Annotated in this window: 11 protein-coding genes and 1 pseudogene; 10 read left to right on the forward strand and 2 right to left on the reverse strand. The window is 64.4% G+C overall.

All coding sequences use genetic code 11. The features are described 5' to 3' along the window. Positions 1-200: 200 nt before the first annotated feature. From EJ067_RS35825 to EJ067_RS18445, 7 genes and pseudogenes are all read left to right on the forward strand, one after another. Positions 201-1,142, forward strand: a pseudogene (locus EJ067_RS35825) (glucuronate isomerase); the annotation flags it as partial. 25 nt (positions 1,143-1,167) lie between these two features. Beyond that, positions 1,168-1,941: a FadR/GntR family transcriptional regulator gene (locus EJ067_RS18420; RefSeq protein WP_126087030.1), complete on the forward strand. Its 774-nt coding sequence runs from the start codon at positions 1,168-1,170 to the stop codon at positions 1,939-1,941. Positions 1,942-1,957: 16 nt separating this feature from the next. After that, a complete protein-coding gene (kduI, locus tag EJ067_RS18425; RefSeq protein WP_126089667.1) occupies positions 1,958-2,809 on the forward strand; it encodes a 5-dehydro-4-deoxy-D-glucuronate isomerase in 852 nt (283 codons plus the stop codon). Continuing rightward, a complete protein-coding gene (gene kduD / locus EJ067_RS18430) occupies positions 2,806-3,573 on the forward strand; it encodes a 2-dehydro-3-deoxy-D-gluconate 5-dehydrogenase KduD (RefSeq protein ID WP_126087031.1) in 768 nt (255 codons plus the stop codon). The genes kduI and kduD overlap by 4 nt, the downstream gene beginning before the upstream one ends. Before the next feature lie 29 nt (positions 3,574-3,602). Then, complete coding sequence (locus EJ067_RS18435) at positions 3,603-3,935, forward strand: cupin domain-containing protein (protein WP_126087032.1); 333 nt, start codon at positions 3,603-3,605, stop codon at positions 3,933-3,935. A 368-nt stretch (positions 3,936-4,303) separates the two neighbouring features. After that, complete coding sequence (locus EJ067_RS18440) at positions 4,304-5,050, forward strand: sulfotransferase (RefSeq protein WP_126087033.1); 747 nt, start codon at positions 4,304-4,306, stop codon at positions 5,048-5,050. Next, the gene (locus EJ067_RS18445; protein ID WP_126087034.1) at positions 5,047-6,006 is read left to right on the forward strand and encodes a hypothetical protein; all 960 of its coding nucleotides are present in this window, start codon (positions 5,047-5,049) and stop codon (positions 6,004-6,006) included. The genes EJ067_RS18440 and EJ067_RS18445 overlap by 4 nt, the downstream gene beginning before the upstream one ends. A gap of 24 nt (positions 6,007-6,030) precedes the next feature. On the opposite strand, the gene EJ067_RS18450 is transcribed toward EJ067_RS18445, so the two are convergent. After that, the gene (locus EJ067_RS18450) at positions 6,031-6,657 is read right to left on the reverse strand and encodes a LysE family translocator (protein ID WP_126087035.1); all 627 of its coding nucleotides are present in this window, start codon (positions 6,655-6,657) and stop codon (positions 6,031-6,033) included. Between the two features lie 166 nt (positions 6,658-6,823). On the opposite strand from EJ067_RS18450, the gene recQ reads away from it, so the two are divergent. Continuing rightward, a complete protein-coding gene (recQ, locus tag EJ067_RS18455) occupies positions 6,824-8,668 on the forward strand; it encodes a DNA helicase RecQ (RefSeq protein WP_126087036.1) in 1,845 nt (614 codons plus the stop codon). Between the two features lie 16 nt (positions 8,669-8,684). Here the strand turns inward: recQ and EJ067_RS18460 are convergent, their stop codons facing one another. Then, positions 8,685-10,307, reverse strand: a complete 1,623-nt coding sequence (locus tag EJ067_RS18460) for a caspase family protein (protein WP_126087037.1) — start codon at positions 10,305-10,307, stop codon at positions 8,685-8,687. Between the two features lie 335 nt (positions 10,308-10,642). On the opposite strand from EJ067_RS18460, the gene EJ067_RS18465 reads away from it, so the two are divergent. Together EJ067_RS18465 and EJ067_RS18470 are read left to right on the forward strand one after the other, a co-directional pair. Next, on the forward strand, positions 10,643-11,263 hold the full coding sequence (locus tag EJ067_RS18465; RefSeq protein ID WP_126087038.1) for a DUF6647 family protein: 621 nt from the start codon (positions 10,643-10,645) through the stop codon (positions 11,261-11,263). A gap of 285 nt (positions 11,264-11,548) precedes the next feature. Beyond that, positions 11,549-12,088, forward strand: coding sequence for a sulfotransferase (locus EJ067_RS18470; protein WP_245467987.1), 540 nt, complete (start codon positions 11,549-11,551; stop codon positions 12,086-12,088). Positions 12,089-12,101: the final 13 nt, after the last annotated feature.

Genomic DNA, 12,101 nt, shown 5'->3' on the forward strand with positions numbered 1-12,101 from the left:
CCACGCAAAAGTCATCATACAACTTAATGATTTTTGTATGTTGACATTATCTCCGGCCGATCTACCAATAAGCCAGCCTGGGAGGAAGCCAAGTGGCAGCACTGACCGATCCGGACCTGCTGTTCGCGCCGGAAACGCGAACGCTTGCCCGCTCGCTTTATGCGGGGGTGAAAGACCTGCCGATCGTCAGCCCGCATGGTCACACGGATCCGCGCTGGTACGCGCTCAACGAGCCGTTTCCCGATCCGGCGCAATTGCTGATCGTGCCGGACCATTACATTTTCCGCATGCTGTTCAGCCAGGGCGTGCGGCTGGAGGAACTAGGGGTGACGAGGCTCGACTCCCCGACTCCCAATGGGGCCCCGGTCGAAACCGACGGCCGGGCGATCTGGCGGCGCTTCGCCGAGCATTATTACCTGTTCCGCGGCACGCCGACCCGGCTCTGGCTCGACCATGTGTTCGAGCACCTATTCGGCATCGACGAGCCGCTCGATGCGAGCACGGCCGACCGCCACTACGACACGATCGCGGCGCTGCTCGGCCAAGACGACTATCGGCCGCGGGCGCTGTTCGAGCGCTTCAACATCGAGGTGATCGCGACGACCGAAGGCGCGCTCGACGACCTCAAATGGCACCGCATGATCCGCGACAGCGGCTGGCAGGGACGCGTGGTCACCGCCTACCGGCCTGACGCCGTGGTCGATCCCGACTTCGAAGGGTTCCTGACCAATCTCGATCGGCTCGGCGAGATCACCGGCTGCGACACCGGCACCTGGGCCGGCTATCTCGAAGCGCACAGGCAACGCCGCGCCTATTTCAAGGCGTTCGGCGCGACCTCGTCCGACACCTTCATGGATATGGGTCCGATGATCATCATCTGCACGCCGATCTTCCTGCCGTTGGTCCAGCACTACGGCGTCGATCCGGTGCATTTCGGCGTCATCACCATCCTCAATCTCGGCATCGGCCTCAACACGCCGCCGGTCGGCACGGTGCAGTTCGTCGCCTGCGCCGTCGGCAAGATAACGGTGTGGGAAGCGATGCGCTCGATCTGGCCGTTCTACGGCGCCGGTATCGTGGTTCTGGGGTTGGTGACGTATATTCCCGCGATCTCGCTATGGCTGCCAAGTGTATTCAGATAGGGCGTATTCAAATAGGGAGTGCGGCGTGGCCGATACCACAACCGACCTCAGGGTCGAACGGAAGCCGAAACTGTCGGAAACGGTGGTTGCGGCGATTCGCAAGCAGCTTCTGGCGGGCGAGATCCCGCCCGGGCACAAGCTGCCCACCGAGGGCCAGCTGACGGAAACTTTCGGAGTCAGCCGTACCGTCATCCGCGAGGCGCTGGCCAAGCTCGCCGCCGACGGTCTTGTCGAGCCCAGGCAAGGCGCCGGCGTCTTCGTCACCGAGCATATCTCCACCACGCTCGGCGTTTTAGCCGCCGACATGGGGGCCAAGGACTCCATCGCGCTCAACGTCCTCGAGGTGCGGCTGGCGATCGAGATCGAATCGGCAGGCCTTGCCGCCATCCGCCGCAACGCCGCGCAGGAGGCGGCGATCCAGGAAGCCTTCTTCGAGTTCGAGCGGCTTTTGCTCGACAGCCAGCCGACGGGTCCGGCCGATCTCGCCTTCCACCGGGCGATCGCCAGCGCCACCAACAACCCGTTCTATGTCGAGATGCTCGACGTGCTCGGCCGCCGCGCCATTCCCTGCGACGTGACCTCGCCCTGGTCGACGGAGCTTGTCCAGTCCGACGAATACCAGCGCGGGCTGCAGCGCGAGCATCTGGTGATCCTCAACGCCATCTCGGCGGGCGATGCGAACGCCGCGCGCGAGGCGATGCGGGCGCATCTCACCGCCAGCCAGCAGCGCTACCGCGAGCGCCTGCAGGCGCGGCAGGCCTATTACGCGAAGTCGGTGGCGGCGGCATCGAACGGATGATCATTCGAGCAAGATGATGGATCAAAAGCACACCGAATTCTCCTCGCGCTTCGCCATCGACCCGACCGCGGCCGCGGCGATGGAAACCGCCGAGCTGCGCCACAATTTCCACGTCGCGGGTCTGTTCCAGCCCGACCGTGTCAACCTGACCTATACGCATTACGACCGCATGGTCGTCGGTGGCGCCATGCCGGTCGATACCGTCCTGCCTCTGGAAGCGATCAAGCCGACCGGTACCCAGGCATTCCTCGACCGCCGCGAAATGATCGCCGTCAATATCGGCGGCGCCGGTACGGTGACGGCCGATGGCCTGCCCTTTGAGATGGCGTCGCGCGACATGGTCTATCTCGGCATGGGCACAGAGCAGGTGTCGTTCGCCTCGGCCAGTCCGGATCAGCCGGCCAAATTCTACCTGCTGAGCGCGCCGGCGCACCAGACCTATCCCAGCCAGTTGATCCGCATCGCCGATGCCAGGAGGCTCGACCTCGGCAGCCAGGCGACCAGCAACGAGCGCTCGATCTTCCAGTTCATCCATGCGGACGGCGTGAAAACCTGCCAGCTTGTCGTCGGCATAACGCAGCTGGCGCCGGGTTCGGTCTGGAACACCATGCCGTGCCATGTGCATGACCGGCGCATGGAGGCCTATCTCTATTTCGACCTGGCCGAGAATGCGCGCGTCTTCCACTTCATGGGTGAGCCGGACGAGACCCGCCATATCGTGATCCGCAACGAAGAGGCGGTGCTGTCGCCGGGCTGGTCGATCCATTCGGGCGCCGGCACGTCGAACTATGCCTTCATCTGGGCCATGGCCGGCGACAATGTCGACTATACCGACGTCGACCAGGTGACGATGGATCAGCTCAGGTGAGCGACCTCTCCGCCTTCAGCCTTGCGGGAAAACGCATCCTCGTCACCGGCGCCAACACCGGCATCGGCCAGGGCATCGCCGTGTCGGTGGCGCGCGCCGGCGGCGCCGTCATCGGCGTCGGCCGCTCGGCGATTGACGAGACAGCGGAAAGGATCACCGCGACCGGCAGCAGCTTCGAAGCGGTGACCGCCGATCTCGGCGATCCCGACAAGGCCGCCGCCATGCTCGACCGGGTCTGGGACGAGAGCGGGCCGCTCGACGGCCTGGTCAACAATGCCGGCATCATCCGCCGTGCCGACGCCGTCGACCTGACCGAGGCCGACTGGGACGAGGTGATGGATATCAATCTGAAGACGGTCTTTCGGCTCGCTCAGAGCTTCGCCAGGCGCGTGCTGGCGGAGCGCGGCCGACGCGGCAAGATCGTCAACATCGCCTCGGTGCTGAGCTTCCAGGGCGGCATCCGCGTCGCCTCCTACACAGCCTCGAAGCATGGCGTGCTCGGCCTCACCCGGCTGCTCGCCTGCGAATGGGCGCCGAAGGGCATCAACGTCAACGGCATCGCGCCTGGCTATATCGAGAGCAACAACACCGAGGCCTTGCGCGCCGATCCTGACCGCAGCGCAGCCATTCTCGGGCGTATTCCGGCTGGGCGCTGGGGCCGGCCCGACGACATCGGCGATGCCGCCGTGTTCCTGCTCGCGCCTGCGTCGGACTACATGCATGGTGCGGTGGTGCCGGTGGACGGCGGCTGGCTGGCACGGTGACCATTTCGATTTCTGAACGGAAGCCTGCAATGACCGACATTTTCGCTCGTGCCGACGAAAAAAGCTGGACGCCGACGCCCGACGGCAACAGGCGGCGCGTGCTGGTGCACACGGACGAACTGATGATGGTCGAATTCGCCTTCGACAAGGGCGGCGTCGGCGCGCTGCACTCGCATCCGCATGTCCAGGCAAGCTATGTCGCCGAAGGCCGCTTCGAGGTCACCGTCGACGGCCGGTCGGAGATCCTGGAAGCGGGGAGCAGCTTCATCGTGCCGTCCAACCTGGTGCACGGCGTCAAGGCGCTGGAAGCGGGCCGGCTGGTCGACAGCTTTGCGCCCCATCGAGCCGACTTCCTCGCCTGAAACGCGGCTTTTGAAATATCGGAACGGAAAACCCGCGCCGTACGGCGCGGGTTTGTTGCCTGGGCGCCCGTGGCGCCGCCGCGGTACTCAAACATTGCCGCAGGACGACAAAGCTGCCGCAACATGGTGAAGATAGGTTTAACAAAGAGACCTGGAACTCTGCTGGCATATCGGCCAAAGAGGCGGCGGCCGCAGATCATCATTCGGCCATGGATGCCGGCCTTGGCAGCGGATGAACCAAAGCGCGACGCGATTCCTTCGGATTCGCTCCACGCGCTTTAGGTTTTGATTTACGCATGTCTTTGTCCCGAAACCGGTTCCCATTTTCGGCAGACATGCTTTAAGCCGGCCGGAGAGAAAGTCGGAAAATGGACGTGGTACAAAAGTCAGAAGCCTTTTTGCGCGAGGCCACCCGGCGGCCGATCAGAGAGATCCGGCGCCTGGCGCTGGATATGAAGCGGCTGTGGCGGCTGTGGGTCACCGGAGGCGCGGCGCGCTACAAGAAGATATTCATCGCCGGCTGCGCGCGCAGCGGAACGACGCTGACCCAGCGTCTGATGGGATGTTTCGAAGACACTTTCGTCCATAGAGCCGAAGCGAAATATACCCAGCTGGATATGCTGGACCGTCCCGAATCCAACCTTGTCGTCAAGCGCACCGAGCGGGGTCACGCGCATCTGGCAAGGTTGCCCAGCGCGATTGGTCTGATCTATTGCGTCCGCCACCCGTTCGACGTGCTCACGAGCTCGCATCCGGAAAGCAGGGCGGAGCGCCGGTTCCATGTCACGTCCGAACGCTGGCTGGCGGAATACGAGGCCTTGCTGCAGCTCAGAAAGGCACAGCCGAATCGCGCGATCATCTACGTCCGCTATGAGGACACGATCGCTCGGCCGGACGAGGTTCAGGAGCGGATCGCGCGGGCATTCGGCCTCAGGCCGCGTATCCTTTTCAGCGAGGATCCCGGCAATCCGATCCGAGCGACTTCGCTTCAGAAGTGGGAACGCAACGAGGAATATCTTGCCTACATCAAAGGCCTGCCGCCGGCGTTCCTCGCCCGGTTGAAAGGGTTCTGCGACGAATTCGGCTACGACATGCCGGAGTGGGCAGGGCCATGACGCCGATGCCCGGCCTTTCTGCCGAACGGCGCGGGCCGTTGATCACGCCCGATATGCTGCCGGGCGACGAGGGGGCCAGCATAAACGGTCCATCGCTGGTCAGGATGCCCGATTGGGCGAAGGGCCGGCTCGGGGCCTACCATCTCTATTTCGCGCATCACAACGGCACCTACATCCGGCTTGCCTATTCCGATGCGATGGAGGGTCCGTGGCGGATCCATCCGGGTGGCGCGCTTTCGCTCGCCGAGTGTCCGTTCATCAAGGGGCACATTGCGTCTCCGGACGTGCATGTCGATGCGCAGAACCAGCGGATCGTCATGTATTTCCATGGTCCGGTCTTGAACGGCCAGGGGCAGACGACCTTCGCGGCCACGTCCGCCGAAGGTCTGTGTTTCAGGCCCGATCCCGAACCGCTTGGACCATTTTACGCGCGGATCTTTCGCCATGGCGGCTGGTGGTACGGGCTCTTCGGCACGGCCAACGTCGAGCTTCGCCGGTCAAGCGACGGTCTTTCCGGCTTCGAGGAAGGGCCGATCGTGCTGCCGGGCTCGCGCTGGGTCCGGCCGCGGCACGCGGCGGTGCAGAAGAGCGGGAGCTCGCTGATCGTCTACTACACGTGCAAGGGCGACGCGCCCGAGCGCGTGCTCTACGGCTGCATCGACCTTTCCGGCGACTGGCGGCGCTGGCGCGTGCGCGGCAGAACCGAATTGCTGAGGCCGGGCACCGACTATGAGGGCGCCGGCCTGCCGGTTCGCCGCAGCCGCGTGGGCATGGCAAGGAGCAGAGAGAACGGACTGCGCGATCCGGCCATTTTCGAGGAGGATGGCCGGACCTGGCTGCTCTATGCCGTCGCCGGCGAAAGCGGCATTGCGCTGGCCGAAATCCAACCGGGCGAACCCAGGGCTCCCGGCTTGCGAAGATCGATTGCGGACCTGTGGAGCCGGCTCGGAGCGTAGCGCCCTCAACTGGCGAAGTTGGGATCAGCGTTGTTGCAGCGCCAGCCGCACGCCGAGCGCGCAATAGATGCCGCCGACCACCTTGCCCTGCCATTTCAGCACGGCCGGGTTGCGGCGCAGGAAGGCGCCGAGACTTCCGGCCGAGACGGCGAAGACCACGGTGCTGAAGAGGCCGAGGAGGACAAAGACGGCGCCGAGGATCGTCAGCTGGAGCATGACCGATCCGTTTTCAGGGCGTACGAACTGGGGCAGGAAAGCGAGGAAGAACAGCGCCGTCTTCGGGTTCAGCACCTCGGTCAATATGGCCTGGCGGAACGCCTTGCCCGCCGGTACGGCCAGGGCGCGGGCCCCGAGATCGGCCGGCGCCTTCTCGAGGATGGCACGGATGCCGAGAAAAACCAGATAGGCCGCGCCGATGTATTTGATGACGGAAAACAGCATCGCCGATGTGGCGATGATGGCCGAGATGCCGAAGATCGCCATGGCGGTGTGGACGACATCGCCCGCCGCGACACCGGCCCCGGTAGCGATGCCGACCTTGGTTCCCGAGCTCGTCGCCCGCGCAACGGTTAGCAGCGTGGCGGGCCCGGGAATGAAGACGAAGCCAAGCACGATCGCGACATAGGTCGCCAATGTGGCCAGGTCGATCATTGCCGGGTTCCTCCGCTGCAGGTCGGGACAACAAGCCACCCTTTTCGCGGAAAGGCAATGCAGCTGCGCTGCGCCAGCAAAACGACGGGCAGCACGGGTTCGGATAGCATTCCGGCGATCTTCTCCGTAAGAAGATTGCCTCAGCCGAATCCGGGAATCACACTCAATGCGGACATCGACGGCAGGTCTCTTTGCCGAGGGACGCGATCCGAAGCGGCGCGCGCTGAAAGACGTGTTCGGCTTCGACGATTTTCGTCCCGGCCAGGCCGACGTGATGGAGGCGCTGCTCTGCGGACGCCATGTGCTGGCCGTCATGCCGACCGGCGCCGGCAAGTCGCTCTGCTACCAGGTTCCGGCGCTGGTGCTGGGCGGGCTCACCATCGTCGTCTCGCCGCTGGTGGCGCTGATGCAGGACCAGGTCGCGGCGCTGCGGCTTGCCGGCGTCGCCGCCGACACGATCAATTCCTCGCTCGACCGCGATGCCAATGTCGCGGCATGGCGCCGCGTCGCGTCGGGCCAGACGCGCCTGCTCTATCTCGCGCCGGAGCGCTTGATGACCGAACGCATGCTCGACGCGCTCGCCAGGCTCGACATCCGCCTGATCGCCGTCGACGAGGCGCATTGCATCTCGCAATGGGGCCCCGCCTTCCGGCGCGAATATGAGGACCTGGCGCGGCTGCGCGACATCTTTCCGCAAGTGCCGATCATCGCGCTGACGGCGACGGCCGACGAGACGACGCGCACCGACATTTCGGCGCGGCTGTTTGCCGACCGCGTCGACACCCTGGTGCTGGGCTTCGACCGGCCCAACATCAGCCTTGCCATCGAGGCGAAGCAGGACAGCAAGCGCCAGCTGCTGCGCTTCGTCGAGCGCCATCCGGGGAAGAGCGGCATCGTCTACTGCCTGTCGCGCCGGAAGACGGAGCAGATGGCGGCCTTCCTCGAGCAAAACGGCATCACCGCGCTCGCCTATCATGCGGGCATGAGCAAGGAGGTGCGGGAGGCCAATCAGAACACCTTCATGACGCTGTCCGGCGTGGTCATGGTGGCGACCATCGCTTTCGGCATGGGCATCGACAAGCCAGACGTCGCCTATGTCTTCCACACCGACCTGCCGGCGAGCCTCGAGGCCTATTACCAGGAAATCGGCCGCGCCGGCCGCGATGGCCGGGTGGCCGAGGCGCACATGCTCTACGGCCTCGGCGACATCCGCACGCGCCGCCTGTTCATCGACGACGAGGATGCCTCGCCGGAGCACAAGAGGCGCTCGCATGGCCGGCTGGACACATTGATCGGCTATTGCGAGACGGCGCAGTGCCGCCGCCAGGTGCTGCTTGGCTATTTCGGCGAAAGCGCTTCGCCCTGCGGCAATTGCGACAACTGCCTCAACCAGGCGCCGCGCGCGGACGGCAGCGCGGAAGCGCGCATCATCCTTGCGGCCATCGCGCAAACCGGCGAACGCTTCGGCGCCTCCCATATCGTCGACATCCTGCTCGGCCACGAAACCGAGAAGGTGCTGGCCAGGGGCCATCAAAGGCTGGCCGGCTTCGGCACCGGCGCGGCGCACAAGCGGCCCGCCTGGCTGTCGCTGATCCGCCAGCTCGTGGCGGGCGGGTTCCTGATGCCGGACCCGGAAGGCTATGGCGGCCTTGCCATTTCCGACAGCGGCCGCGCGCTCGGCCGCGGCGAGGTTGCGTTCGAGTACCGCGTCGAGACGCGACACCGTTCCCTGCGCAACAAGGCGCGTTCGGCCCAGGGTGCCGCCGCGGACGCGGGCGATCCGGACGCCGCGCTGCTCGACGCGCTCAAGGCGCTGCGGCTGCGCCTGGCGAAGGAACGCCAGGTGCCCGCCTATGTCGTGTTCTCCGACCGCACGCTGATTGACATGGCCGGGCGCCGCCCGCGCGACCTCGATGCTTTCGCGCAAGTGAACGGCGTCGGAGAGGCGAAGCTCAAGGAGTTCGGCGCGATTTTCCTGAGCGCGATCGCCGAGCACGAATCCGGAGCCTGATGGCACCGATGTGCCCTCAATAATGCGCGTAGCCGCTCAGCGGACACTTCTGGGACGCGGGAACCTCGAAGGTGCCGTCAATGCCGCTGCAGGTGCGGTACCCGGACTTTCGCTGCGCCGGTTTGGCCGCCTTTGGCGCCGGCCGCGGATTTGCGGCTTCGCGCTGCTGTTCACGTCTCGGTTTCGCGCGGGCGACCGGTTGCGGCTTCTGCGTCTTTTGCGGCGTGGCGCTTTCCTGTTTGTTCGCTTCCGCTTCCGACGCTTTCTGGGCGCGATAGCTCTTCAGGGCGTCGTCCGTGTCGAGTTTCAGGCGGGCATATTGCTTTGAGGTGAGAAAGCTGGTCGGGGGCAGCCGGTTTTCCTCCTGCCACCGGCCGATGGCACGGCGCGTCTTGATGCCGAAGTCGCCGTCGGCACTGTCCAGGTCGTAACCGATCGCCAGCAGCCTTTCCTGCAGATCGATCTTTGCCTGACGATCGAGCCCGATCGCGCTTTCCGTCAGTTCGGTCCCAGCGCCGGTTTCCGGATTGGCGGCCGCGGCCGGAGGTTGCGCCGCCATGGCGGAGCGCGACGCGTCGCTCTCAGTCTTGGCGGCAGCAGCCGGTGCATTGCCGAGCGTGATCGGCGGCTTCTTGAGCTGATCGATGTTGAGGCGGGCGAGGTCCGCGAACGCTCCCTTGGGGAATTGCTGCAGATAGGCCTCGTAGTGGGCAAGCGTGTTGCGCTTCGAAGCCTCGTCCCAGACGCGCTGCTCGATTTCCCATCCGCGCGCATCCGAGCCTGGCGGCTCGACCGGCGTCTCGGTCGCGGACGGCTGCGGCGCGGGCGCGGCCGGCGGCGGCGTCTGCGGGCCGATAAAGACCTCGCGGCCGAGCGAGGCGTTGTGCCAGGGCCGCTGGCGCCCATCGGTTTCGGCCGTCACCTCACCGCGAACCCGGGTCAGCGCGCTCTGGATCTCGACGCCGGGCTCGGCGAGGTGCCTGGCCAGCGACATCGTGTAGGGGCTGTTGGCGCCTTTGCCGTCATAGGATACGGCGCCTGGATCGGTCGCAAAGGCGATCAGCACGCCGCCGGTTCCGACGTCCGACCCGCTGACATCGATCGGCGCCAGGCCGGGCGCGGTGGTCGAGCGGCTCTTCGGCAAGGACGCCGCGAGCGTCCTCGCCAGTGGATTGTCGCGGCAGGCGTCGAGAATGACGATGCCGACGGCAGGGTCCGGCGGGAGAGCGGCGAGCAGCTCGTCCATCTGGACGGTACGGGTCCTGAGATGCGCGGGAGCGGTAAGCTCGGCGTCGACCGGGATCAGATAATTCTTGCCGTTCACCTGCATGCCGTGGCCGGCGTAGTAGATCAGCGCCGTATCCGCCTCATATGAGGCCTCCGTGAACTTGTTCAGCCGGTCGCGCATTCCGGCGTAGTCGAGGTCGACACCTTCGATGACGCTGAATCCCGCCTTGCGCAGGACGTCGGCCATCAGGCGGGCATCGCCGGCGGGGTTGGGAAGAGCCGGCGCGTAGACATATTTGCTGTTGCCGATGACCAGGGCGACCCGGTTGCCGCCGGCGGCAAGGGCGCTGGCCGGCAGCAGGGCTTCCGCGGCCAGGAAAAACAAACCAACAAAGGCGGCCCAGAACCTCATCGCGCGCACTCTCAATCAAGTTGCGGCTTTGCCTGCTCGTTCCAGTCGCATTTCATGCGGGGGATGCCCCTTCCATGAAATGTATAACACATTGGCGGAGGTTGAATGTACATCGCGTCGCATTCCTGCATCGGCTTGTTCGATTCGTCCGGGCAAGCGCGACCGCGTCGCACGCGAGGATAGAGCGCGGATACAAAGTCTGGCTCGCCTGGATGAAGCAATTCAAGGGATTGAGCCCCAGAGTGCGTTCTCGTACCGGACTGGCTTCTTACGGGAGCGAAAGAATAGTAATCGCTAATTTAGATAATTCTGATATATAGTTCGGGCCGCCTTTCATGAGGGAAAAGGATTTGAGGCTTCTTCGACTTCTCCTCGTTTCGACCCTGACGAGCTTGTGGGCTCAGGCCAAGGCCGACGATTTCGAAGTTCAGGCGCAATCCCGCCCGAACGACGTTCCGGCAGCGGTGCTGCCGGGTACGGGTTTCGTTGTCCGGCCCGGCTATTTCGAGACCGGCAATGAGAGCCTGAGGCCATTGCTGGAAGCCATCGCCGTCTGGCTTTCGTCGGAATTCGACCTCCCTCCTCCTTCAAATCCGCCGACGATCTCATGGGTGCCGGCCGAGCGGCTGAGTCGGCTTCGGTTCCGAGGCCTACCCTCCGATCATTGGGGCGGAGAGAAAGCCGATATTCTTGCAGTCTACGATGACGATGCGCGTACCATCTACCTGCCGGCCGGCTGGAACGGCCGAACACCAGCCGAACTATCGATCCTCGCCCACGAAATGGTCCATCACCTCCAAAACCTGGCCGGGTTGAAATTCGCGTGTCCGCAGGAACGGGAGCAAATCGCCTATGAGGCCCAGCAACGCTGGCTGCGATTGTTCGGAAGCGACCTGGCCGCAGATTTTCAGATCGATGGATTCATGCTCCTCGTCCTGACCAACTGCCCCATGTGATCTAACGCGAACCGTGCTCGGTCGCCGTCCCTGTGGAAACATTCCCATTGCAATGCCTCAAAAGAAGAGGTTCGATTAAGTGTCCGGGGAGAGACACAGTCAGTGAACAGGGGCGTGGTACGGCTTATTCCAAAGCCGAGGGTTTCCATATTTATCTGTGGTTGTGGCCATACCGGCTCGACCTTGCTTGCCCGGATATTGGCCGCCCATCCCGATGTCTTCAGCGTCCCACGGGAAACAAGCGCTTTTGTCTCGGACAAAGGCGCCAGATGGACCAAGCTAAGCTTGCTTTTGCTTGAGGCGGCTGTTTCGCGCCGGAGCGTCTGGGTCGAAAAAACCCCCGGCCATATCCACCATACCGGTCAGATACTCGAGACGATTCCGGGCGCCCGTTTCATCGTCGTCACACGCGACGGCCGGGATGTCGTGACCTCGCTCGGGCAGCGTTACGAGGGCGATTTCGACCGAGCTTTCCAAAGGTGGGTTGCCGACAGCAAGGCCTCGATGCTCTGCATCGAGAGAGGCGGGAGCATGCTGTGGCGCTACGAGGATTTCATCGAGGCGCCCGCGCTTTCCATCGAACGGCTATGCCGCTTCATCGGGGTGGCTTTCGATCCGGCCATCCTGGACTATCACCGGCATCCGGTCGTCTGGGGAAGGGAGAGAAGAGTCCGGACGGAGCATTCGGCCCGCCGCTTGACGCAGGTCAACCAGCCTATCACCGACTACCGGGGCGGCTGGAAATCGACGCTGCCGGCGGACGTCGCCTCGCGTTTCGAGGCGGGCGAGGCGCAGGAGCTCATGGCTTATTTCGGATATTGCTGAGAGCGAGCCTCCT

It is taken from the genome of Mesorhizobium sp. M1D.F.Ca.ET.043.01.1.1 (assembly GCF_003952385.1).
Lineage (GTDB): Bacteria > Pseudomonadota > Alphaproteobacteria > Rhizobiales > Rhizobiaceae > Mesorhizobium.

What these genes read in the sequence shown, in the direction of transcription:
- kduI (WP_126089667.1), top strand. Translation starts at nt 1,958, where the DNA reads ATGGATCAAAAGCACACCGAATTCTCCTCGCGCTTCGCCATCGACCCG.
- EJ067_RS18435 (WP_126087032.1), top strand. Translation starts at nt 3,603, where the DNA reads ATGACCGACATTTTCGCTCGTGCCGACGAAAAAAGCTGGACGCCGACG.
- EJ067_RS18440 (WP_126087033.1), top strand. Translation starts at nt 4,304, where the DNA reads ATGGACGTGGTACAAAAGTCAGAAGCCTTTTTGCGCGAGGCCACCCGG.
- EJ067_RS18445 (WP_126087034.1), top strand. Translation starts at nt 5,047, where the DNA reads ATGACGCCGATGCCCGGCCTTTCTGCCGAACGGCGCGGGCCGTTGATC.
- EJ067_RS18450 (WP_126087035.1), bottom strand. Translation starts at nt 6,657, where the DNA reads ATGATCGACCTGGCCACATTGGCGACCTATGTCGCGATCGTGCTTGGC.
- recQ (WP_126087036.1), top strand. Translation starts at nt 6,824, where the DNA reads ATGCGGACATCGACGGCAGGTCTCTTTGCCGAGGGACGCGATCCGAAG.
- EJ067_RS18460 (WP_126087037.1), bottom strand. Translation starts at nt 10,307, where the DNA reads ATGAGGTTCTGGGCCGCCTTTGTTGGTTTGTTTTTCCTGGCCGCGGAA.
- EJ067_RS18465 (WP_126087038.1), top strand. Translation starts at nt 10,643, where the DNA reads ATGAGGGAAAAGGATTTGAGGCTTCTTCGACTTCTCCTCGTTTCGACC.